We start from the raw sequence: 23,679 nt of genomic DNA, 5'->3' as shown, positions 1-23,679 counted from the left end.
TCTCCTTTTAGCTTATGCTCAGTTTGATTCTGACCTGCAGTCCGCCAAGCTCTGAACGAGATACGGTAAGGCCATACTCTGCCCCATACCGCAGTTGGATTCTACGATGTACATTCAGCATGCCCGTTGTTTCTTCCAGCTGATTGGTAGAATAACGCAGCTTCTTCTGTAGCAGTTCGATCTCCTGATCGGTCATCCCTTGACCGTTATCTTCCACATAGATGGAAAAATCCTGCTCCGTCTGTTTCGTATGAATCCATAACTCGCCAAGCTGAAGCATATTGCCAAGCGCATGCTTATATGCGTTCTCGATAATAGGCTGCAAAATCAGTCTAGGAACTAGCATAGCAGGATATTCGCCGTCAAACAAAACCTGAATCCGTTCACCATAACAAATCGATTGCATTTCTACATAGGTTCTGGAATGCTCCACTTCCAGATCCAGCGGAATTTCATCCTCGTCGTTGCGGGTAATAAAGCGGAAATATTGCCCGATATACAAGCAAAATTGATAGGCCTTTTCCTTTTGACTATCCGACCGGATTAAACGGCAGAGCACAAAAAAGCAATTATATAAAAAATGAGGATTAATTTGCGACTGCAGCCGCTTCAGCTCCGAGCGCTGATTGCGGATTTGCTGCTCGTAGTTTTCCTCGATTAATGTTTTCAAAGATCGCACAGTATCATTAAAGGCCTGATACAAATAACCGAACTCATCCGCTCCGCGGTCGATGACAATCGGTTCCAGACGGTTTTGCTGTACTTTGCGGAAGGAATGTACCAGTTTCATTAACGGCCGATAGATAAAACGCAATAAAAAGTAAGTAAAGAACAAGACGATGCCTACCGCAAGGGCGCATGCCCACCAAAATAACGTTCGGTATATCTGCAAAGAGCCTAATATATTATCTTCGGGTATCCATGTAACCGAGTAGCTGTTCCACAGCTTGGAATATTTATATACCGCAAGAAAATTGTGTCCGTCGTATTTGACTGTTGCCGATCCTTCTGCGGATTGCTGCCCCCATTTTTTCAGGGCAAAAGCCTTCATCTGCTCCAGCATTTCCGGCTGCTGCTCGCCGCCGCTCTCAATACTCCAGCCTAACTCCATATTATATAACATACTTTGCCCGCCGCGAGTACCGACAATTTGTGCCAATGTTTCTCCTATCTTGCTTGTTGACAGCTCAACCCCGACAATATACAACGGATTTTTCGCTGTATTGCTGGGGTATTGCATCGTAATAAATAACCGGTTTTTCCAGGATATAAATGGTTCTTCATAAAGCTTTGTATTTTGCTGCATTGCTTTATATTCCACTTCATCCAGATCGGGCTCAAAGTTGTTGCTCAGAATGGTGCGCCTGATTAACGGCACATACGCCTTCACCTCGCGGATAAAGGGACTTGAATTTTTCATCAGATCGATCCGGCGCTGGATGTCCAAAATCTTGCGGCTGCGATCGTATGAGCTCATAGCATCGCCTGTGGCGGCGAGCTCCATCAAGTCCTTATCCATGACATAATTGGGCAAATACCGGCTGATCCGGTCCGCCTCCTTATCGAGCGAATCCATATAAAACCGCGTCGTATTCAGTACAGACTCTGTAATCTCATTGCGGATGTTCTCCGCGCCTTTCTCGTTGATCGTCCACGTAATGGCCATCAGCGGCAGCAAAGCTGCCAGGAAGGCGGCCATAATCTTTTTGAAAATGGAGGAATCATGCATAAAGAATACACTTTTCATCGTCTGTTCTCCTGTTACGACCCGCAGCGCACCCCGATCTTATTCCTTTACACTTCCCATTACGATGCCTTTAATAAACATCTTCTGCAAGAACGGATAGATAATGAGAATCGGAAATGCCGCCACGAAAATTTGCGCTGCTCTGCTTGTGCGATCGGACAGCTTGAGCATCATCTCAATATTCTCCGACTTGATGAAACGGAAGTCCATCTTGACGATAACTGTCTGCAGAAAAGTTTGCAGCGGATAATTCTCAGTATGATTCATATACAACATTCCGTCAAACCAGGCATTCCAATGTCCCACTACGGTAAACAGCCCCGTTGTAGCAAGCGCCGGCAAGGAAAGCGGCACATAAATTTTCCATAACGTTTTAAAGTGGCCTGCACCGTCCATCCGCGAGGATTCATCCAGCTCCTTCGGCAAGCCGCGATAGAAATTAAGCAGCAGGATGATATTAAAGACTGGGATTGCCGTCGGAAGAATCAAAGCCCAAAGCGTATCGATCAAACCGAACGATTTGACGGTCAAGTAGGTGGGAATGAGACCGCCGCTGAACAAAATCGTAAACACGAAAAACCAGGCATAGAATGTTCTTAAACGGAAATGATGAACTTCCTTGGACAACGGGTACGCCGTCAAAATAACCAAAAACATGCTGAGCGACGTTCCGATTACAACGCGCTGCACCGAAATCCAGAACGCCTTCAAATATTCCGGTTTGCCGAATACGTTGTTATACGCCACAGTCGTAAACTCTACTGGCCACAGCGTTACCTCGCCGGCAGCCGCAGCGCTGCCGGAACTGAACGATATGGCTAAAATATGAATAATCGGCAAAAGGCACAAGATCGAAATAAACGCCAAAAAGATGATGTTGAAGACGTTGAATATCCTTCTGCTCATTGAACTTTTAATAGTCACAGGATGTCTCCTTTCTGCATAACGCACCGTACCGAGCCGGCACGGGCCGCTTGCCGGCCTTTAGAAAATGCGATAATTCGCTATCCGGTAGGCTAACAGGTACGAACATGAAATCAGGATGAACGACACGACCGATTTCAGCAAGCCGACAGCCGTAGCAAAGCCGAATTGCGCTTGTTGAATCCCCAGACGATAGACGAAGGTGTCGATAATATCCCCGCTTTCATAGACGGCAGGGCCGTACAAGTTGAAAATTTGGTCAAAACCGGCATTCAGCACATTGCCGATGCTCAGCGTCAGCATCAGGATGATAATCGGGAGCATGCCGGGCAGCGTCACATGCAGCGTCTGCTTGAAGCGGCCTGCGCCATCAATTTCCGCGGCTTCATACAGCGAAGGGTTGATGCTCGTCAGCGCCGCCAGATAAACAATCGTGCCGAAGCCGAATTCCTTCCATACATCGGAGATCACCATCACATAAGGAAACCAGGCGTTGTCGCCAAGGAAGAAGATTGGCTTGATGCCGAACAGTCCGAGAAATTGATTGAGGATACCCGCTGATGGCGACAAAATGTCAACCAGGATGCCGCTGAGCAATACCCAGGACATAAAGTGCGGCAAATAAACGAGCGTCTGAAACGTTCTTTTCATCCATTCCTTGCGCAGCTCATTAAGCAATATAGCAATTGTGACCGGGACAACCAGACCAGCAATAATTTTCATAACCGCGATATAAATTGTATTGAAAAACACCCGGCCAATATCCGGATAGTTCATTAACAAATCAAAGTTTTTCCATCCAATCATTGGAGAACCGAATAACCCTTTGTTCGGCACATATTTCTGAAAAGCCATAATAATTCCCGCCATTGGAACATAACTGAAGATCAACACCAGAACAATACCAGGAACAAGCATAAAATGAAGCGGCCATTCTTTTTTCCACATCCGCGCTAATGCATTCATCCAATTCACCTCGCTGTTTGGCTCGAATCAAGCCTCAGTATTCAAGAAGAAACGGCCTGCACCGTCCTTTGGGGGCGCGACAGTTTCTTTGGAGAAATATAAGTCTGGTTATAAGCGTGAAACTTATAAACCCTTATATTTCAAAAAAGAGGGAGGGACGGGTTGTTCGCCCAATCCCTCCGCAGCTTTCAGACGTTATTTATGCGTCGCGTACCACTCGTTGACTTCTTTCGTGATCTCGTCGCCGCCAAGTTTTTTCCATTCCTCTACGAATTTATCAAACTCATCAACAGAAACTTGGCCCATAATAATTTTGAAGTATACTTCATCACGCTTCTTGAGCAAAATTTCTTGTCTATCAGCCATTGTCTGCGTAGGAGCACCATAGAATTTGTTTTGCAGATACTGGCCGTTCGCCATAATTGCCGGGTTGTGCGAAACCGCGCCGTTCGGGCCGGAAATCAGATATTCCCACCACATGTTGACGTCTTCGCCATTCACGTACTTCATCGCACGCTCATAACGCGTTCTTTGGTCTTTTGTTTCCAAAATGCTCTCGTCTTTGTTCTCGATCGCTTTTGGCAGCACTTCGCCGTTGTTGTCCTTTTGTCTGCCTACGCGCAGCGGATTGAGCAGCCAGTAGTTGCTGCCTTTCTCTACGCGGTCTTTGCCGTATTCATATATTTTTTGTTCTTCATTCGGATTGTTGCCGACGATAACATATTGATTCAACAGTTTGATTACGCCTTCCGGATGTTTCGCTTTCTTGGAAATGACATAATACTCGTCTACGCCCAGACCGATTTGCCCTTGGGCCGGTTTATCGTCAACGGACGGGATTGGATATGCACCCCATTCTTGCACGACTTTACCGTCTTTTATCGCACCTTGAGCAAGCTGAGCAGGCGTCCAGGACGCGCCAAAGACGAGACCGATGCTGTTGTTGTAGATCAGTTCTGCCGCTTTCTCCGAATCTTTAACCGTAAACTCCGGATCAATCAGGCCTTTTTTAAACATATCTTGTAAGGCAGCCAGCGCCGTTTTCACTTCCGGTTGGATGTCGCTGTTTACAAGTCCGCCATTGCTGTCTTCAATCCACATATTTTCATACGCGTGGTAACCGTTCAGGAATGCGCGCAGACCGGTTACGCCAGTCTCGATGTTGAACGGATTTTTGCTGACTGCAAGGCCGTACGGCGTGTTTGTTTTGCCTGGATTTTTCGTCTTGAACGCTTCTGCGATCGTCATCAGATCTGCCATCGTTTTCGGCTCAGGAAGGTTCAATTCTTTCAGCCAGTCCGTACGTACATACAGATATTGATATTGGTACGGGTTATAAGAGCTTGGGATACCCATCAGCTTGCCGTCGAACGTCGCGGTTTTCATTTGCATGCCGCCGTCCATCGTCAGGAACTGTTTTGTCTCATCAGTAGCATATTGATCGTACAATTGTGTAATGTCCATGATCATATCGGCTTCGGTCAGCTCTTTAAGCTGTGTTGCGTTAACGAGCAAGAAGTCGGGCAGGTCGTCGGAAGCGATCGTAATTTTCACTTTTTCTTTGAACTGTGTAACGTCCGCAATCCATTTGTTCGTAATTTTCACACCGATGTCTTTTTCATAAGCATCGTATACTGCGTTTTTCTCCCAGCTCTCGCCCTCGTCGAATTTCAAATAAGGGTCGCTTTGCGAAGCGGTCGATACTTCTACCACTTCGTTGCTCTCCGTGTCTTCAGTTTTGGTTCCGTTGCTTGCACCCGTGTTCGTCTGTTTCTCCGGTTGCTTTGCCGGCTCTTCTGCGTTTTTGCTGCTGCACGCTGTTCCAATCATAGAAAGGACCAAGAAGGTGCACATGAGCAGCTTTGTATTTCTTTTCATAAACTTTACCCCTCCAACTTTGCTTAATGGGATTTCATAGCTCAAGTATAGGCAGGAGAATGGCCTTCATCCATATACTAGTCTTTACTTTCGTATACACATCTTGACGTGCAAAAATTGGAAAGCAAATTAGAGGTGCACACTCACAGCTCCACGTAAACAATTGTATATGAAAGTCAACACTTATCTATTTGAAGCGCAACGCGGGTTACTTATTATTGCAATAAGAAGAATCCACTATGCTTCTCTGTTGTAACATCATTCAATTAAAAAATGAAAGGGGTTTAAAAACCATGAAAGTCAAGAAGCGACTGGCTGCCAGCGCACTTGCAGGCACGATGCTGCTCACAATGGTCCCGCCAGTGGTGCAAGCTGAAGAGATTCAAGCGGCAGAAGCGGCAGAAGCTCAACCTGCAGATGCTCTTACAGCAGATGCTCAGGCTGCTCAAGTGGCACAAGCGGCAGAAGCTCAAGACGCAGCGCCTCACAACCTGGCTTTAGGCTTGCAGTATGAATTTAAAGGCGAGCCGAATGCAGCACGTCCGGACAAAGATTTTCAATTAACGAACGGTAATGAAGTAAGTAAGGACAGCAGCGACCCTTCATGGGTAGGGTTCAAAACCCAGCAATCTCCGGAAATTATTTTTGATTTGGGAGAAAAGAAATCGCTTACGAGCATTAAGGCCCGCTTTTTGCAGGATTGGCCAAAAGTAAGTCTTGTACCGCTATCAGTCTCCTTCTATGTGTCCGATGACGGCGAACACTGGGCAGAGCTTACTTCGAAGGCTACACAATTGCTCTGGCGGGACATCACTCAAACCGAAACCTTCGAATGGGACGGCCAAAAAGACGGCATTAAAGGTCTAGGGGAAAATGCCGGCATCGCGTATGCAAAATATGTTAAAGTATCTTTCCCGTTACATACTCATGCATGGAGCTTGATCGACGAGATCGAAATTTGGGGTACGGACGGCCAAGCTGAAGGCGCTGTCACCGTTCCGCCAGCCCAATTTGGCTTCTTGAAGCCAGGCGAAGCGACAGGCGGCATTCACAATCTTGGTCTTCTCTACAATGGCCACTATCCTGATGGCAAAGGCAATTGGAGCGTAGAGCGGATGATCCCGAATCTGAGCTATGTTGACAAAGAGGGACAACCGGTTGACCAGCTGTTTGATGGCGTCGCTCTGCTTGGACTGCAATCACCTAATAATGGCCGTGACTTCGATGGCAACGCTAACCCGGAAAACGGTGCGCTTAAGGTTGACTGGGATTGGTATTTGAACAAAACCTTCGGAACCGCTGAGCAACTGGGCGGAGATCTGAAGATTCTTGATGAGGCGACAGCCGAAGTAGCAAATAAGCTGAACAAGCCGGGGATGAAGGAAAAGGTCGTTCTGATGATTCCGAATCCGGGGGAGTGGATCACTGAGTTTGGAGAAGTTAACGGGGAAAACCTTAACTTCAATGCCGACTCTGTCGGTAAAGAGCAGGCGCTGGCTAACCGTGAAAAGGCTGTCGCCTGGTGGATCGATCAGCTGATGACGCGCTGGGATGAAGGAAACTACTCTAATCTGGAGTTGGTTGGCCTTTACTGGCTCGAAGAGCAAATCAGCACCAGCCCGGACGGACCTGCCCTGGTCAAAGCAACAAGCGAACTTGTACATCAAAATAACTTGAAGCTATTCTGGATCCCTCACTTCCTCGCTTATAAGTACTATATGTGGAAGGAAGTAGGCATCGATGCGGTAGCTTTCCAGCCGAACTATATGTTCGAGCCTATGGACCATAGCCGCCTGCCGGACTCGGCAAATATTGCGAAGCAGTTCGGCATGTCCAACGAAATCGAATTCGACGACCGGATGATCACAGATCCTGTATTCCGCGAGCGCTACGTCGACTATTTGAACAACGGCGCGAACTCAGGCTTGATGCAGGAAGGCTTCCTTGCCTATTACCAAGGCAACAATGCGGTATACAATATGGCGATGAGCAAGGATTCGTCCACTCGTATTTTGTATGAATGGCTGTATCAATTCTCCAAAGGCGAATATAAAGCAGACAGCTCCCTGCCTCCAGCTGCAGAGGTGCTGATGAACGGCAAGACTGTATCCGGTGAAGTATCTGTTCCGTTCGACGAAAAAGTAAGCTTCACCTGGAATGTCAAAGATGAGAATAACGGTGATATTGTTAAAACATCCGCTACCTTTGACGGCAAGGCGTACAATGCAGGTGAACCGCTTGATCTGGCAGACAAGTACGGCAAGCATGAGCTGGTTGTCAACGTAACGACAGGTAAAACGACCAAGACCTCTGTCGTCGTTAACGTAACAATCGATGCCAAAGGCATGAAAACATTGATGGATCGTTATGTGGGCGAGAAGCGCTTCAGCAATCCGCAAGGACAAATATCTCTGTACAATCATCTGGAAATGATGGATCGTGCAGCCAATAACAAAGAGCAGTTTACCGCCTACCTGCAAGCCTTCAATGCTAAGCTGGAACAAATGAAAACGGACAATCAGATCGATGATGCAGCGTATAAAGGATTAAAAAATGCAGTGCTTGCTGTCAGCGAAAATTTGGCGCTTCATAAAGAAGCTACCGCTTCCTCGATAGAATCTGCCCGTCCGGATTATGATGCTTCGAAAGTTGTGGATGGCAACGCTACTACAAGATGGGCTAGCAGCTATAATGATGACAACTGGCTCATCGTTGATCTCGGACAGCCGACAGAGATGAACACGATTGTCATTGACTGGGAGTTCGCACGCGCACAAGCCTACAAGTTGCTTGTTTCCGATGACGGACAGACATGGCGTAACGTATTTGCTGATGACAAAACCTTGTCCGCACCACAGGGCAAGCAATTCATCGAATTTGACAAACAAAGCGCCCGCTATGTGAAAATGCAAGGTATTCAGCGTGCGACTGGTTACGGCTATTCGATTTACGAGCTGGCTGTATACAATTTGAGCAATGCTCAAGCTGTGAACGCGCTTGACGGACTGAAGGCCACTGTAGATGCTGCCAAAAAGCAAGCTTCTATTGAAGGCCTTGTTATGGACGGTACCGTAAAAGACATTAATTTGCGTGTCGTAGATCCACAAGGCAAGGATTTCTACGAAACCGATATGACCAGCTCCGATGCAGGCAGCTTCAAGTTCTCCTTTGCTATTAACAGCGATGTAGAAGGTGTATACACCGCTTACTTGACAGCTGACGGTATGGAGAAGCCTGTACAAGTGACCTTCGAATATAAGAAGGACGGTAACGGCGGTGAGAATGGCGGCGAGAATAACGGCGGCAATAACAATGGCTGGACCTACGTCCCTGCGCCTGATCTGTTCCAGCCGCAAGCAGACGGCTCCGTAAAAGCAAGTGTGAACACCAAGCTTGATGGAGACAGCAAGGTCGCTGTCGGCTCCGTAACGGCACAAGATTTGCAACGCGCGGCCGCACAAGCGCAAGCCGACAAAGACGGCAAACGCAAAGCAATCGTCGAGCTGAAGAAAACGGACGGGGCAACCGGTTATGCCCTCAACCTGCCTGCGAGCTACCTGCAAAATGAACCGAACCTGCTGATCGAGGTTGTGACCCCGCAAGCAAACGTTGTCCTGAATGGACAAATGCTGGAGAAATCCGAAAGCGCAGGACAGCAGCTTCGCTTCGTAGTCGGAGCTGGCGATGCAAAAGCGTGGAACGAGGACGTGCAAGCGCAAGCAGGCGGTCGGCCAATCGTTCAATTGTCCCTGCTGGCCGATGGCAAGCCACTATCGTGGAGCAATGAGAAAGCGCCGATCGTTGTGACCATCCCTTACACATTGGGAGAGGGTGAGCAAGCTGCCAAGCTCGGCATTGTCGAGATCGATGCTCAAGGCAAGATGGTGAAGATTGCAAATGCAGTCTATTCTGCTGCCGACAAGCAATTCCGCTTCCAGACAGATCATACGGGCACATTTGCAGTCGTCTACAATGACGAGCAGCCGGTGCTTGCATTTACAGATCTGGGCAAGCACAAATGGGCACAAGAAGCGATTGCTGCGTTGGCGGAAAAAGGCATTGTAAAAGGCACATCCGCTACAACATTCGCCCCTGCCAAGGAAGTATCGCGCGCTGACTTTATCTTAATGTTAGTACGCGCGCTTGACTTGAAGGCAGATTTTACAAGTACGTTTGCGGATATTACGCCGCAGGACTACTATTATGAAGCCGCATCGATCGCTAAGCAGCTTGGCATCGTGACTGGCGTAGATAGCAGCAACTTCGCTCCGAAAGCAGCCATTACGCGTCAAGATATGATGGTGATGGCAGCGCGGGCCTTGAAAGCGACGGGCGCCGCGGATATTGCCGGCAAGCGCACTACGCTAGACAGCTTCAAGGATGCCGATCAAATATCCGGCTACGCGGCAGCCAATATTGCCGGCATGGTTGAGCTTGGACTGATCGAGGGCAGCAGCGCAATGATTAAGCCGCGCAGCAACACAACGCGGGCTGAGACAGCCGTGTTCCTGTACCGTGTATTGAATATGCTCAAATAGCAGGGCAAGAAGAAACGGCTGACGGCGTCCTTGGTACTATCGCCAAGTTTTTTCTTCTAACACCGGAGTTCAGGGGGCAAAAGCTCTAACGGAAGCCACGGACCTTATTTCGTCAATTACCTTCTTTTTTGAAATCTGACGGAAGTGAGCGCTCTTAATTCGACGTTCTCTTGCGAAATCGGGCTCATCACCATCAAATAGGGGCTCACAGTTCCGTTACAATTTCAAATCGGTCGAATTTTCGCAAATAGCGGCTGTGGCATCCGTTAGATTAGGCCACACCAACCGAAATTTTCTAAATTCTATACTATTTAAAAAGCCGCTCGAGTGGCAGACCAACTGGTCAGTCATTCGAACGGCTTGTATTTTTTACTCAAACTTTTTGATGAAGCCTGTTTTTTCGCCTTTAACAAATCCAGCATTCGCATAAAATTGATGGACTTCTTTCCGTTTAGAGCCCGTCAGCAGCATTACTTTGTAACAATTGTACTGCTGGCTTATTTCCAATGCTTTATGTAGAACCGTCCTTCCTAGCCCGCGTCTTCGATAATCAGCGTGAGTAACTACATTTTCAATGAGAGCGTATGGCATTGCGCCCCGGGTCAGATTCTTCATAATGCATAGTACGCAAGAGGCGATGATCTCCCCCTCGACCTCAACAACAATGATTTTCATGTATGGATCGTGCATGATCTCATCCCAAAGTTGCCCAAGCCTATCATCAGCAGGCAGTTCGGCATCCTGCGCATGCAAATGTTTGTACAATTGCAGCAACTGCGGCAGTTCATCTGCCTTTATTAATCGAGCTTCAATGGTAGACATCTGTATTCCCCCCAGCTCCAACTAAGCGGACCGTAAATCCTTTATTTATGAACAAAGTGGCCTGTTTGGTGTTCTCGCGGACACCTTTTCCGCTATCGTTCTCCATTTCATGAAAAAACGGCTAAGGCCTTGTAAAAACTCCTTGGCATGATCTACATTACTTTGTCATCATACCATAATATTAGGCATCCCTAAATTAGCACCTCTTATGAACTGCTTGTACTTTTCCATTCCTACCCTTAACATAAAAGAAAATGTGTTGGACCATTGTACATACAATCATCGAACCTTCTGCTGATGAAGCGGAAAACATAAAAGGACTCAGGTGAACGGGATGGATACAATTTTAATTATTGAAGATCAAGAGGATGTCAGCATGATGCTGGCGGAAGCATTAATCGGCGCGGGCTATAAGGTGAACACAGCCTTTACCGGCATTGATGGCCTCAAGGAAATTAAGAACAACGCCTATGACTTAATCCTGCTCGACATTATGCTTCCCTATAAAAGCGGGGATGAAATATTGAAAGAAACGCGGGCTATTTGCGAGACGCCTGTCATCATCATTTCCGCCAAGGACATCGTCGGCACAAAAATCGATTTTTTGAAGCTCGGGGCGGACGATTATATAACGAAACCATTCGATTTGGGGGAAGTCGCGGCGCGAGTGGAATCGATTTTGCGGCGTACCCGCAAGCAAGTACAAGGCGAAAAAGTGTTTCAGTATAAGGATTTGGCGCTCAATGACAGCACCAAGCGGGTTACGGTCGACGGCACCGAAATTGAGCTGACTGCCAAGGAATATATGATATTAGAGCTGCTGCTCAAGCATAGCGGCAAAGTGTTTACCAAATCAAATCTGTATGAATCTGTATGGAAGGAAGAATATCTTGGCGATGACAATGCAGTGAAAACGCACATTAGCAATTTGCGCAGCAAGCTCAAGAAAGTGCAGCCGAATGAAGAATATATCGAGACCGTATGGGGATTAGGCTATCGTCTATTTAAAGAATAAATGAATTATCTGTTTCCTATCGATTTGTGTGCTCCCCTTAACCTTTTCTAAACCATTGCAATTTACACTGTAGTCAGAAAGGACAGGTGAGCAACATGAATCCATATGTTGTGAAAACAAACGGACTAACCAAAAACTACCGCGGCTCCTTTGCGCTGCGCGATCTGTCGATCACGATGAGATCCGGCAAAATATACGGGCTGATCGGACAAAATGGCGCTGGTAAAACAACCTTCATGCGCATGCTGGCTGGGCTTTCCTTTCCTACGGCGGGCAGCATTGAGCTGTTTGGACATGGCGGCGAGCGCGCGTTGCAGGATGAGCGAAAGCGAATCGGCTGCATGATCGAACATCCCGGCTTTATCCCGACAATGACCGCCAAGGAAAATTTGACTCTGCATAGAATGATGCGCGGCATTCCCAACAAAGATATTGAGCGCGAATTGCTTGAGCTTGTCGGCCTTGCCGACACCGGTAATAAAAAAGCGAAAAACTTCTCGCTCGGCATGAAGCAGCGTCTCGGTATTGCGATCGCCCTGCTTGGCAATCCCGAGCTGCTCATCCTGGATGAGCCAATCAACGGCCTGGATCCGCTCGGCGTAGTTGAAATCCGTCATTTGCTCAAAAAACTATGCGAAGAACGGCAAATGACCATCTTAATTTCCAGCCATAACCTGCCGGAACTGTATCAGACCGCAACCGATTATATTATCATTCATAAAGGACTGCTCAAACAAGCGCTCTCACTAGAACAGCTGGATGAGCGCTGCAAGCGGCATCTTCTTATCCGCTGCAATGAGCCTGACAAGCTGGTAAGCGTGCTGGAAACGGCATTGCATACTACGCATTACAAAGTAATGCCTGATAATACCGTGAAGCTTTATGACTTTTTGGATGAAAAAGAACGGGTAGCGGGCGTCCTATTTGAGCATGGGATCGTCGTTACCAATCTTTCCAATGAGGGAGATTCTCTGGAAAACTACTTTATTTCGGTTATAGGCGGTGATCAAGATGGTTAATTTGGTTCAGGCAGATCTGTATAAATTGCGTAAAACAAAATCGATTAAAATCCTGTTTGCCATCACAACCGTTTGCGCGGCGGTTATGACAATGCTGGCTTATCTTATCCCTCAGGGCAAAATTGAGGACAGTATGGCCCAAATTGGCTTTATGTTTTCCGATGTGAACGTGATCAGCATTCTTGGCGCTGTTGTTGCCGGCATTTTTATATGTGGTGATTTCGATAATAAGATCATTCATAATGCTATTGCTAACGGCAGCGGCAGAGGCGCCGTCATCGTTAGCAAAACGGCCGTTTTTTGCTTTGCAATCGCCTTGATACTGCTCCCTTATGCCGTCATAACAGGGATCGCCCGCGGCTCAGGCTCCGAGTTCGGCATGGGCTCGATGTCGATCGGCTTCCTGAATCTTCTGACCAGTGAGAGCGGAACAGCGTTGTCTACGGCAGAAGTGTGGAAGCTGCTGGCTGTTATGCTTACCTTGCTCATCGTCTATATGGCCCAACTGAGTATTTGTGTTCCGCTGGCCCTCATGCTCAAAAAGCCCGTTTTTGTCATTGCCATTTATTATGCGTTTACGATCGCCTGCGGACAATTAACCGGACTAAAGGAAAGCTATCCGACATTTTACCGGATATTCTCCTTCACCCCCTATGGCGGCGATTATTCTTTTATGAATTTGCATACAGAAAGCGAAGATTTACTTCAGGCTGTCGGGGTCAGCCTGGCATTTATCATCGTCATGCTGGCGATCGCATATAGCACATTCAGAAAATCAGAAATCAAGTAGCCGCGGGCTGAGAGGCTGGTGAAAGCATTGACAATTGCTGTCGGTGTACTATCCCTTATTGTCATAGTACTCATCTTATACATCGTCTTTATCCAGCGGCAATTGCGCAGCATCAACCGGCAGCTGCACAAGCGGCTCACCGAAAATACGCGCCAGCCGATCAGCCTGGAGCTGCTGAACAAAGAGCTTAATGCGGTAGCGATCCATATTAACAAATGTCTAAAGGCGGAGGAAACCCTCCGTCTTAACGGCATTCGTGAGGAAAAAAACTTTAAAGAGCTCATCACCAACATTTCGCACGATTTGCGCACCCCGCTCACTGCGATTAAAGGCTATCAAGAGCTTATTGCCAGAAGCGAGCTGAACAAAGATCAGCGTAAAAAGCTGCAAATCGCCCAGAAGCACGCCGCGGAGCTTGGCCGGCTCATCGAGCATTTTTTCGAATATTCTTATCTCATCCATGCCGAGCCGGAGCTTAATATCGAACGCGTCAACCTGGCCAATCTTATTGCCGAATGCCTTGCTGCTTCCGTGGCCGCCCTGGAAGAACGCAAGCTGGCTGTACAGCTCGCAGAAATGCCGTCTTTATTTGTCTCTACCGATAAGAGCATGGTTACGAGAATCATTCAAAATTTAATCCGCAACTGCGTACAGCATGCAGCGGAAAAAATCGAAGTAAGCTTGCGGGCGAATGCCGGGAGTTTAGTGATTTCCTTTAAAAATCCAGTAAAAAATGCAGCCGCCATCGAGGTAAATCGGCTCTTTGAGCGATTCTACACAGGCGATAAAGCAAGAAACGGCAGCACCGGCCTGGGTCTGCATATTGTGAGGCTGCTGGCAGAGCAGTTGGGCGGCCGCACAGGAGCTGCACTTGAAAACAGGGAGCTTGAGATATGGGTAGAGCTGCCGGCTAGTAAAGAATGCGTTGATCTTTTGATAAAATAAAGGAAGAAGCGCAGATGTCGTCGAAATTGCTTGTATGATGCTAAAAGACAACCGAACAGCTTTGAAATACACAGCTATCATTCTTTTATTCCTTATGATTCTGCTTGGCTTGCGATGGACATGGTCCAAAATGTTCGAAACGCAGGATCATCCCGGTGCGGTCGACGGTGTGCTTGATCTTCGCGGCTGGGACCTGGAAAACTCGCCACCAATTTACTTGAAAGGACAATGGAAGTTTTATCCCGACCAATTTGTTACTAATCAGAATGTACAGTCCGTGGAAGGTGAGGTCCGTAATATTCAGGTCCCAGGCGACTGGAGAGACGCGCTGCCAGATGGCTCGAATTCCTCATTCGGATACGGTACATACCGGCTGCGCATTCTGGTCGATCCGCTAGAGGAGCCTGTTGCCTTCTGGATTAGGGGGCTTGAGGCCTCTTCTGCTGTGGAAATTAATGGTGCGGTCACCGGCCATATCGGACAGCTTGCCGATAATGCCCAGGCGTACGAACCTACGAGCGCTTCCTATACGGCCTCTTACTATGAACAAGGTGCAGCAGAGATTGAACTGATTATCCAAGCAGCCAACTTCGAGGATTATTATAACGGCGGTATTTTACGTCCGCTTGTCTTTGGCTCGCAGGCAGCGATTGACTATGTGCGCTGGTATTCGATTGGCTTCCAGCTCGTTACATGCTTTATACTGCTGCTTCACGGCGTATATGCTTTCATTCTATATATATTCAACCCCCGGGAAAGGACTTTGCTGCTCGTCTTTTTATTGACGATGGCGGTAGCAGTATCGGTGGTAATCGGTAATGACAACCTGCTCATGCTGTGGCTGCCGATCAACTATACCTGGGCACTCAAGATCAGGCTTCTTTCCTTGGTTTGGCAAACCTTTCTTATTCTCCTTGTCTTCAGGAGATTTAAGGCGGCCGCTTCAAAAAAACGCTTGATGGGGATGTACGCTGCAGCCCTCCTCGCGTATACGGCTTTTCTCATACTAGCAAATGCTCAGTTGGTCCATGCATCTGTGCATTTTATGGTTTTTGCCTTTTTCTACTTGGTTCCCACTTTCTGGTTCATGTATGTTGCAGGAAAAATGGTCTTCAGCAAGCAGAGCGACGTCGATGTTGTCTTTCTGCTGCTATCCGCGGCCAGCATCATGTCCAACCTGCTCTGGAGCTTATGGTGCACTTATTATGAGGTTACAGTTGTCTACTATCCGTTCGATATCGTAGCTGCCATTATCGGTCTTTCTGCCTATTGGTTCAAAAAATTTTTTCGCAACGCAAAGGCAAACGCGGATCTTACAGAACAGCTTAAGAAGGCCGATAAGCTGAAGGATCAATTTCTCGCCAATACTTCGCACGAGTTGCGGACACCGCTGCATGGCATTATGAATATTGCCCAGACCGTTGTAAACAATGAGCAAGACAAGATGAGCGGCAAAAGCATCAAAGATATGCAGCTTCTCATTACGATAAGCCGCCGCATGAAGCATATGCTGGGCGATCTGCTCGATGTCGCGCGGCTGCAGGAGCATCGCATTGTGCTGCAGAAAGAGCCCTTAAAAATTCAATCAGTCGCTCCCGCCGTCATTGCTATGCTGAAATTTATGGTCGAAGGAAAGCCTGTGCAGTTGCAGATGAATATCGCCGAATCCACACCGCCAGTGATGGCCGACGAAAAAAGGCTTGTGCAAATTTTGTATAACCTAATGCATAATGCGCTCAAATACACGGAAAAGGGGACAATCTCCATTACGGCTGATACTAAGGATGGAACGGCTGTCATCCACATCTCCGACACTGGGGTCGGCATGGATAACGAGACGATGACACGAGTGTTCCTTCCTTATGAACAAGGGGTGCATGGCATCAATGACGGGCGGGGAATCGGGCTTGGGCTCAGCATTTGCAAGCAGCTGGCAGAATTGCACGGCGGTGCACTAAGCGTGCAATCCGAACTTGGCAAGGGCTCCGTCTTCAGCGTCAGTCTGCCGTTGGCAGCTGCCTCGGAGCTGTCCGGGCAGCAGCAACCGCTTCACCATCATCAGATTATGGACGCAGTCGAAGACCGGGCCAGCGGATTAAAGGTTCCGGATACGTTAATTGCAGAGCTCGCGTCAGCCGATGTACATATTCCGCCGCTTCTGACAGACAGGAAGATAAAGATCCTTGCTGTCGATGACGATCCTGTCAACCTGAATGTACTTGCAGGCATGCTTTCAACGGAGCCCTATAACATCACGACAACTTATTCGGCACCCGAGGCGCTGGAGCTGGTTACTACCGGACAATGGGATCTGCTCATTGCCGATGTCATGATGCCGCATATGTCCGGGTATGAGCTCACGCAGAGAGTCAGAGAGCATTATTCGGTATCCGAGCTTCCGGTTTTGCTGCTCACCGCACGCAGTCAGCCCGCCGATATTTACACCGGGTTCGCATCGGGAGCCAACGACTATGTTACCAAACCGGTAGACGCGCTGGAACTCAAATATCGCATCAGAGCGCTGACAACGCTGAAGCAATCAATCAATGAACGGTTGCGCATGGAAGCCGCCTACCTGCAGGCACAAATCCATCCCCATTTCCTGTTCAATGCGCTAAATTCCATTATGGCGCTGAGCGATATTGACACGGAAAAAATGCGGAAATTAGGGGATGCCTTTGCCTCATTTTTACGAATCAGCTTTGACTTTTTAAATACCGAGGAACTGGTTGAGCTAGCCCATGAGTTGGAGCTTGCCAAAGCCTATCTGTACATCGAAAAACAACGCTTCGAGGATAAGCTGTCGGTTATATGGGAAGTTCACCCCGGCATTAACTTGCTTCTGCCGCCGCTGTCGATCCAGCCGCTGGTTGAAAATGCCGTCAAACACGGGCTGCTTAGCCGAAGTGTAGGCGGTACGGTTCATATTCGGATCGTCCGCCGAAACGATAGCACGCTTATTGAGGTGAAAGATAACGGTAAAGGTATGGATCAGGAAAAAGTGAATCAACTGCTGAATCCAACCATGAAGGGCAAAGGCGGGATCGGCCTTTCCAATACAAACCGGCGCTTGATCCAGCTCTATGGTCAAGGGCTAACGATAGACAGCAAGCCCAATGAAGGAACGACTGTCTCCTTCACGATTCCGGATAGCCGGAAGAGACAGAGTGCTGACGGGATGGATTGAAGGCTGAAGGAGAAAGCCGATGCTGTCCGCTGTTTTTGCGGGGCATCGGCTTATGAACGGCCAAGGCTTCTACTCGCGACAAATCATCAATTTGTTTCCATCCGGATCCTTTACGACGAACCACTGATTGTGTTCAATCCCCGTTACAAGCTCAGCGCCGAGTTTTTTCATATACTCGTACGAACCTTCCAAATCTGCTGTCATCAGCATAAAGGCGGGGGTGTCGATGGACGGCGCCCCGCCAGGCTCATTGCCTCCCCACATCGGCATCGTGTCCAGAATTATTCCGGTCCCTTCCATCGGTAGCGGGCATAAATGACCATTCATGATCTCACAATCCGATTCTTTCAGCCCTAATACCCGGCAATACCAGCTTCGAGACCTCTCGATATCTCGGACGGGGAGAAAGATGCTTCCGACCTTATTTTTAATCGGGCTTAACTCAATTTCTTTTTCCATAATAAAGTCGTCCATCACAAATCCTTTGCCTATATCGGCGACCTGAGTCCGTACAGTCTTAAACCCTTTTTTCTCGTAGACGGCGATCGTATCTGCATTGTGCCGATTCACAGTAAGCCACATCACGCCTAATCTTCGTTTCCGGCACAGCTCAACTAAAAAGTCCATCGCGCGGCTGGCGTAGCCTTTCCCCCGATTTTCTTTTTGTATGTAAAATTTGCTGAGCAGCAGTCTGCCATCCTCTTGTTTGATTCCAAGATAGCCGATGCTCTCGCCGCTCACATTCATAAAGTAATATTCGTAGCCTTGGGTATTGATTTGGGCAGTCAGTGCCGGAACGGATTGAAACTTATCAACCATGTAATCAATCTGCTCTTGCGTAATAATGCGGGTGAAATATTCATTCCAAATTTCGGCTGCCAGCTGTGCCAGCGACTCAATATCCTGTTCTGTCTTGACCCCTGTAAAATTGACTGTCACTTTGCTTTTCACTCCTTTTATTCAAAACTGATCTTTTCAGCAGAGTTCTCTCCTTTCCAAATATTTTATCTCATCACAACAGACAAATAAATGGCATCTTGTGGCGTTTTGACATGTTTGCTTTTAGGTGGATGGCTACTGCAACAAGGGAATCAATTCTATTAACGACTGAATGGAGTAGTCTGGACAATAATTACGTGGCAGCACTTTATTTTTCCGGTTAATCCAAGCCACCTTAATTCCAGCGCTCTGCGCACCTTGAAATCAAGCATTCCCGCTGCCGTCCATACGACCCGCTTAACAACAAAAGAAGCACCCTATTTTCGCAGGGTACTTCTTTTGTTTAGCAGTTATTTTTGCACTTTATACAGCTTCCCTTCACCGGCAGCCAAGTTTATTGTCAGGCTTCCCGCTGCAAAATTCGTTGCGCTTAGCTGGCCGTTGGTTTTCGAAACTTCCTTCACATCAACGATGGCAGGAGCAATGGAAAAAGAAACGGTCTGAGCGCTAGCTGTATTTTTGTTCACGACCATAACATAGATATCGCCCTCATCATGCTCAAATGAGCTAATTAGTAGAGGCAGTGTCTTATTATTAGGCTGGAACATAAAAGCAGCCGGCAATTGGACGGTAGAAGCTGGCAGACTGCTGCCTGAATGATACACAGCTGTTGATTTCAGCTTCATTAATGTGCCGCCCAGATTTTGTACTTCTTCATTCACGTTTTGCGCCCAGGTAAAAGAAGCATTTTTCATTCCATTTGGCAAGATGATCCCATTATTAAAGCTCTCCCCGCCGCTCGATTCCGGTGTCATGTAAGTAAAGTAAATGTACCCCTTCGCACCGTATGCCAGATTCGAGTATATCTGATATCTCATTTCACTCTCTGAAGGAGCCCGCCACACCCCATTCACACCAACGGATTGAATATAAGACCAGAAATCTCTGTTACCCAGCTTGGCCTGACGGCGAATCACTTCCAGGTTCGCATAATAATCGCTTCTGAATTGTCCATTCGCCAAATAAGGGTAATGATCGAAAGCCAGCACATCAGGTTCCGTATACATCCAACGGTATACATAATCCTCATAGGATCCGCCAACTATATTTTGATTAATCGTAAACCAAAAATCGGCTGCGATTTCAACCCCGTTTATATAGGCAGAACCATCATTGTACCAATTATCATTTGTATTCGAGCGGATAACCCAGCCTATCGACTTGTCTCCGCCCCCATTATGCGTCAATTCCATATAATACATGGTGTTCTCTTTCACCGCTGTATTCAAATGAAATTGTTGCCATTCGGAATCAGGTACAGAGATCGTATCTTGTGCGATTAAGCTGGTTTTGGCCGGAGAGTCCCAGAGCTTTAACTGTAAGGCTTCCCCCGCCCCCCATGTTCCTTTATCAATCCACCACTGTACGGAATCAATGTAGGTTTGGCCTTTTTTCGTTGTAAAGGTTTGACCTAGTGAAACTTGATCTGTTACATACTCCCCTGTTTTTTGGTCTAGGCCCAGCTGTGCTAATGAAGCGTAGCTTGGCAGCAAATTAACAAAAGACATGTGATCAGGATCGGTTGCTTTTATTCGGCGAATTGTATTCTGAATACTCGTCATCTGCAGGGCGGATGGCTCATCAAGCACATGATAGCCTTTGACTGCATTTTTTTCCCGATAATAATTAGCTATTTCATCAATAGTTGCAGCTGGAGGCTGCGTCCCATCCTGGTATGTCCGTTGTGAGAAACCAATCCGGAACCAAAAATCAAAGGCCTGGGCCACCCCATTCCTGTAGGCTTGACCATGATCATATACATCACCGCTGCTAGTTGTAACCCATCCTATAGGGGTAGGGTTGTCACTAGTCAGTTCCCAATAATACTCCCTATCGCTCTGAATGGCTGTATGGAGATTAAATACCGGATAATAGGTGGAAACAGGTGCCGTAATGGCATCCTTGGCAATAAGCTGCTGCTTAGCCGGACTATCGTACAAGCTTAACGTAATCGTAAAGCCGGCCGGCCAATTCAGTTTATCAATATACAGTTGAACCGTATTCAATCCCCAGCCTGTTCCAGCGGGAGTTCTAAAGGTTTGGCCTAAGGAAGTGGAATTACTTACGAAAAAACCATGCCCTGTCGCTTCCTGAGTGATGGATTTCTCTTGCCAAGCCAGACGGCTATCATCAACCAGTATTTTCAAACCATTGTTCGCTGCGTAAGTAAGCGCTAATGCATTACTGGCAAAGTCGCTTACACCGTTCCCGCCAACAATAAAATTTGCATGCATCGCACTAATATCGGCATAGCTGGCATCCGTCATCTGCGCTGGAGAAGGAGGCCAAAAGATCCCTATTGGAAATTGTTGATTGGCTAAGCTGCTTGCCGATCCCGCATTTGCTACTCCTGCTGCCACAATAAACATACTCAATACGGTAAACAACATTTTCCTATACATGAGCATTCCTCCACGGATATGGCTTAATATTCAACGATCGTCGTTTTATCCAGCAGAGACTTAATGATCCAAGTGATTACTCCGCCGATAATGGCCAGTAATACGCCGAAGGCTGACGCGGTGCCATATTGGCCATCAGTCACAAGATTAACGATTTGCAACGCTACTGTATTGGTAGAATAGTTCGGGCCGCCATTGCTTAGCAGTTTGGATTGAAGAAAAATGGTGAACGCACTGCTTGTTCCGATAATGACCAGTGTTGAAATCGTCGGCCAAATCATCGGGACAACGACCTTCGTTAATTCTTTCATTCTAGTAATTCCTTCTAACTCGCCTACTTCATAGAGGTCACCAGGAATTCTTCCGATTGCCCCTAATAAAATCGCCGCATTAAATCCAATCCCGGCCCACACACAGAAGAAAAATATTGTTCCAAGGGCGGTAGACGGATCTCCGAGCCAGGAGCGCTTCAAACTTTCCAGCCCGACTGCATCCAGGACAGCATTTACGACACCAACATTAGGGCTTACCATAAATGAAAAGACCATCGTAATAATGACAATTGATAATATGGATGGGAAGAAATAAACGATCCGATAAAAATTGTGAAACCTGATTTTCTTGGAAAACATATAAGCGGCATACAGAGACAGCGGCAGCAGGACGAAGATATTTAACGGAATCCATAATAACGTATTTTGCACCGCATACTTGTAAGGCGCCTCTGTAAACATCTTTTCGATAATTTCTTGAAAATTGTGTAATCCCACCCATTCGATAACGCCGCTTGAAATGTTCCAGCGTTTAAATGCATAGACGATTGTGTTAATATTTACATATATTGTAAATAATAAATAATGGGCAACTGGATAAATAATCATCGACAAAATAAATAATGCTCTCATTCTTTTTGTACGATTAGAGATCCATTGCATAAATATTCCCCTTCTTTCATAGAAGCCTGAGGAAGCCGGCTACCGGCTTCCTCCCCTGTGCTGCTTTATTCCATTCCCACTTCTTTCTTGTATGCATCCCACTTGTCCTTGGCAAAAGCCAAATCATCATCAAATTGCTGCTGGGCTGTTTTAGAGCCAAATACAATGTTGCCATAAGCATCTCCTGAAGGATACAGCGTCATTTTAGTAAACATAGGATTGTTAGAGTTAAAAGTGAATGGTTTATTATTGCTCATAATATCCATCACACTTTGTGTAAACTCAGACACCTGCACGCCTTCCAGGGAATAATTGAAAGGTCTAAAGTTACCTGTCAGTTCCGTAAATTTGCGGTTCATTTCTTTTGATGAAGCAAATGCGATAAATTGCTTCGCCAGCTCCTGCTCCTTCGCCTTGGCAGGGACAACCGTAATATCCCCTACCATACTGAAATATACATTGGCTTCTTTGGCCCCCTCTACAGCAGGTACCGGCATCATAGCCATTCGGAAGCCTTCCGGTGTCGATGCCTTCATCTCGCTTTCCAGCCAGTTGCCATTGGGAATCATCGCAGCTTTGCCATTAACGAATTCCATTTGCGCTTCTGTATGATTGAGTGCCTCAGAGCCCTTCAGCGTCCAGTTATTTTTAAAGATGGCCTCGAATTGTTGCAATGCTGCCAGTTTAGCCTGATTGCCCATAACATCGGGATTATCTATATTCAATATTTCGTTCAAATAATCGAATCCGCCTGCCTGAACGAACATCGGTTTCACCACAAAGTCCCAATAGCTGGCTACTTTTCCAGGGTACACGATTGGAGCAATACCTTTTGCCTGAATTTTCTCAGCCAAGTCTGCAAACTCCTGCCATGTTTTCGGTACTTCCCAGCCATTCTCTTCGAACATGCCTTTATTGTAAGCCATCCCCAGCACACCGTCAGACCATGGAATATTGTAGGCCTTATCTTGATAGAGCGCGTATTTCTGTGCCGCTTCATTTAACGATTCTTTAATGGTTACCCCGTCAGAATCTTGCCCTTCATAAAGGTCAGTCAGGTCAGCCAAATATCCCTGTGCCGCCCACATTTGCCAGTGTGTGTTTGTCAGAAAAGCCACGTCGGGCAGGTTTGCTCCGGACTCAAAACGGGGCCCCATTTTTTCCATAATGCCTGGATCGCCTTCAAGCTCAACGGTTACATTTTCATGCGAAGCTTCAAATCCGCTTTTCAGCTCCTTAAACCAGGCATCGCCAAAGCCTCCCTGAAAAAATGCCACCTTCAGCACTTTCTTTTCGCCCTTGGTTTCTTTCTCGCCATTTTCCTGTTTCACCTGGCTCCCGTTAGTACCGCTGCTGCTGTTCGAACCCGAACATGCACTTGTCGCCATTGCCATACCGAGTAGTACTGTGGAAAACAACATCATCCTGTTTTTCATTTTTGTAGTTTTCATTGAGCTGCACCCCTTAATATTTTATATATAAAGCGCCACGAAGCCCCGGAAAGGCGGCACT

At 47.2% G+C, this 23,679-nt stretch carries 15 protein-coding genes and 1 pseudogene; 6 read left to right on the top strand and 10 right to left on the bottom strand.

The window, feature by feature from the left end; translation table 11 throughout:
- Positions 1-7: 7 nt before the first annotated feature.
- The 4 genes from ACFQ0N_RS27845 to ACFQ0N_RS27830 all read right to left on the bottom strand — a co-directional run bounded on the left by ACFQ0N_RS27845 (position 8) and on the right by ACFQ0N_RS27830 (position 5,515).
- Positions 8-1,747: a histidine kinase gene (locus ACFQ0N_RS27845; RefSeq protein ID WP_379332567.1), complete on the bottom strand. Its 1,740-nt coding sequence runs from the start codon at positions 1,745-1,747 to the stop codon at positions 8-10.
- 39 nt (positions 1,748-1,786) lie between these two features.
- Positions 1,787-2,671 (bottom strand): carbohydrate ABC transporter permease, encoded by an 885-nt coding sequence (locus tag ACFQ0N_RS27840; RefSeq protein WP_379332565.1) that lies wholly within the window; start codon positions 2,669-2,671, stop codon positions 1,787-1,789.
- Between the two features lie 60 nt (positions 2,672-2,731).
- A complete protein-coding gene (locus ACFQ0N_RS27835; RefSeq protein WP_379332563.1) occupies positions 2,732-3,637 on the bottom strand; it encodes an ABC transporter permease in 906 nt (301 codons plus the stop codon).
- A 195-nt stretch (positions 3,638-3,832) separates the two neighbouring features.
- Positions 3,833-5,515 (bottom strand): extracellular solute-binding protein, encoded by a 1,683-nt coding sequence (locus ACFQ0N_RS27830; RefSeq protein ID WP_379332561.1) that lies wholly within the window; start codon positions 5,513-5,515, stop codon positions 3,833-3,835.
- Between the two features lie 293 nt (positions 5,516-5,808).
- Between ACFQ0N_RS27830 and ACFQ0N_RS27825 the strand changes: the two genes are divergently transcribed.
- Positions 5,809-10,053 carry a DUF4855 domain-containing protein gene (locus tag ACFQ0N_RS27825; RefSeq protein WP_379332559.1) on the top strand — a complete coding sequence of 1,415 codons (4,245 nt, stop codon included), beginning with the start codon at positions 5,809-5,811 and terminating at the stop codon, positions 10,051-10,053.
- 369 nt (positions 10,054-10,422) lie between these two features.
- Here ACFQ0N_RS27825 and ACFQ0N_RS27820 read toward each other — a convergent pair whose 3' ends face one another.
- A complete protein-coding gene (locus ACFQ0N_RS27820) occupies positions 10,423-10,875 on the bottom strand; it encodes a GNAT family N-acetyltransferase (protein ID WP_379332557.1) in 453 nt (150 codons plus the stop codon).
- Positions 10,876-11,209: 334 nt separating this feature from the next.
- On the opposite strand from ACFQ0N_RS27820, the gene ACFQ0N_RS27815 reads away from it, so the two are divergent.
- From ACFQ0N_RS27815 to ACFQ0N_RS27795, 5 genes are all read left to right on the top strand, one after another.
- Positions 11,210-11,890: a response regulator transcription factor gene (locus ACFQ0N_RS27815; RefSeq protein ID WP_379332555.1), complete on the top strand. Its 681-nt coding sequence runs from the start codon at positions 11,210-11,212 to the stop codon at positions 11,888-11,890.
- Between the two features lie 95 nt (positions 11,891-11,985).
- Entirely contained in the window at positions 11,986-12,909 is a 924-nt protein-coding gene (locus tag ACFQ0N_RS27810) for an ABC transporter ATP-binding protein (RefSeq protein WP_379332552.1), read from the top strand.
- Positions 12,902-13,699 (top strand): ABC transporter permease, encoded by a 798-nt coding sequence (locus tag ACFQ0N_RS27805; protein ID WP_379332549.1) that lies wholly within the window; start codon positions 12,902-12,904, stop codon positions 13,697-13,699. Before ACFQ0N_RS27810 ends, ACFQ0N_RS27805 begins: the two co-directional genes overlap by 8 nt.
- An 18-nt stretch (positions 13,700-13,717) precedes the next feature.
- Positions 13,718-14,644 carry a sensor histidine kinase gene (locus tag ACFQ0N_RS27800; protein WP_379332547.1) on the top strand — a complete coding sequence of 309 codons (927 nt, stop codon included), beginning with the start codon at positions 13,718-13,720 and terminating at the stop codon, positions 14,642-14,644.
- Positions 14,645-14,774: 130 nt separating this feature from the next.
- Positions 14,775-17,831 carry an ATP-binding protein gene (locus ACFQ0N_RS27795; protein WP_379332545.1) on the top strand — a complete coding sequence of 1,019 codons (3,057 nt, stop codon included), beginning with the start codon at positions 14,775-14,777 and terminating at the stop codon, positions 17,829-17,831.
- Positions 17,832-17,900: 69 nt separating this feature from the next.
- Here the strand turns inward: ACFQ0N_RS27795 and ACFQ0N_RS27790 are convergent, their stop codons facing one another.
- The 5 genes and pseudogenes from ACFQ0N_RS27790 to ACFQ0N_RS27770 form a co-directional block, all read right to left on the bottom strand.
- Entirely contained in the window at positions 17,901-18,305 is a 405-nt protein-coding gene (locus ACFQ0N_RS27790) for a VOC family protein (RefSeq protein ID WP_379332711.1), read from the bottom strand.
- Between the two features lie 30 nt (positions 18,306-18,335).
- Positions 18,336-18,770, bottom strand: a pseudogene (locus ACFQ0N_RS27785) (GNAT family N-acetyltransferase); the annotation flags it as partial.
- A gap of 350 nt (positions 18,771-19,120) precedes the next feature.
- Positions 19,121-21,232, bottom strand: coding sequence for a beta-galactosidase (locus ACFQ0N_RS27780; protein ID WP_379332543.1), 2,112 nt, complete (start codon positions 21,230-21,232; stop codon positions 19,121-19,123).
- A 23-nt stretch (positions 21,233-21,255) separates the two neighbouring features.
- Positions 21,256-22,167 carry a carbohydrate ABC transporter permease gene (locus ACFQ0N_RS27775; protein ID WP_379332541.1) on the bottom strand — a complete coding sequence of 304 codons (912 nt, stop codon included), beginning with the start codon at positions 22,165-22,167 and terminating at the stop codon, positions 21,256-21,258.
- A 65-nt stretch (positions 22,168-22,232) separates the two neighbouring features.
- A complete protein-coding gene (locus tag ACFQ0N_RS27770) occupies positions 22,233-23,618 on the bottom strand; it encodes an extracellular solute-binding protein (RefSeq protein ID WP_379332539.1) in 1,386 nt (461 codons plus the stop codon).
- Between the last annotated feature and the right edge of the window lie 61 nt (positions 23,619-23,679).

It is taken from the genome of Paenibacillus sp. GCM10027626 (genome assembly GCF_042676285.1).
Lineage (GTDB): Bacteria > Bacillota > Bacilli > Paenibacillales > Paenibacillaceae > Paenibacillus_Z.
Note: the sequence above shows the minus strand (reverse complement) of the source record. Positions and strands in the feature narration are given on the sequence as shown.

Bases quoted from the DNA above. Each gene is read 5' to 3' on its own strand.
- ACFQ0N_RS27845 (WP_379332567.1), bottom strand. From the start codon at position 1,747: ATGAAAAGTGTATTCTTTATGCATGATTCCTCCATTTTCAAAAAGATT.
- ACFQ0N_RS27835 (WP_379332563.1), bottom strand. From the start codon at position 3,637: ATGAATGCATTAGCGCGGATGTGGAAAAAAGAATGGCCGCTTCATTTT.
- ACFQ0N_RS27830 (WP_379332561.1), bottom strand. From the start codon at position 5,515: ATGAAAAGAAATACAAAGCTGCTCATGTGCACCTTCTTGGTCCTTTCT.
- ACFQ0N_RS27825 (WP_379332559.1), top strand. From the start codon at position 5,809: ATGAAAGTCAAGAAGCGACTGGCTGCCAGCGCACTTGCAGGCACGATG.
- ACFQ0N_RS27820 (WP_379332557.1), bottom strand. From the start codon at position 10,875: ATGTCTACCATTGAAGCTCGATTAATAAAGGCAGATGAACTGCCGCAG.
- ACFQ0N_RS27815 (WP_379332555.1), top strand. From the start codon at position 11,210: ATGGATACAATTTTAATTATTGAAGATCAAGAGGATGTCAGCATGATG.
- ACFQ0N_RS27810 (WP_379332552.1), top strand. From the start codon at position 11,986: ATGAATCCATATGTTGTGAAAACAAACGGACTAACCAAAAACTACCGC.
- ACFQ0N_RS27805 (WP_379332549.1), top strand. From the start codon at position 12,902: ATGGTTAATTTGGTTCAGGCAGATCTGTATAAATTGCGTAAAACAAAA.
- ACFQ0N_RS27795 (WP_379332545.1), top strand. From the start codon at position 14,775: ATGTTCGAAACGCAGGATCATCCCGGTGCGGTCGACGGTGTGCTTGAT.
- ACFQ0N_RS27790 (WP_379332711.1), bottom strand. From the start codon at position 18,305: ATGGACGACTTTATTATGGAAAAAGAAATTGAGTTAAGCCCGATTAAA.
- ACFQ0N_RS27780 (WP_379332543.1), bottom strand. From the start codon at position 21,232: ATGTATAGGAAAATGTTGTTTACCGTATTGAGTATGTTTATTGTGGCA.
- ACFQ0N_RS27775 (WP_379332541.1), bottom strand. From the start codon at position 22,167: ATGCAATGGATCTCTAATCGTACAAAAAGAATGAGAGCATTATTTATT.
- ACFQ0N_RS27770 (WP_379332539.1), bottom strand. From the start codon at position 23,618: ATGAAAACTACAAAAATGAAAAACAGGATGATGTTGTTTTCCACAGTA.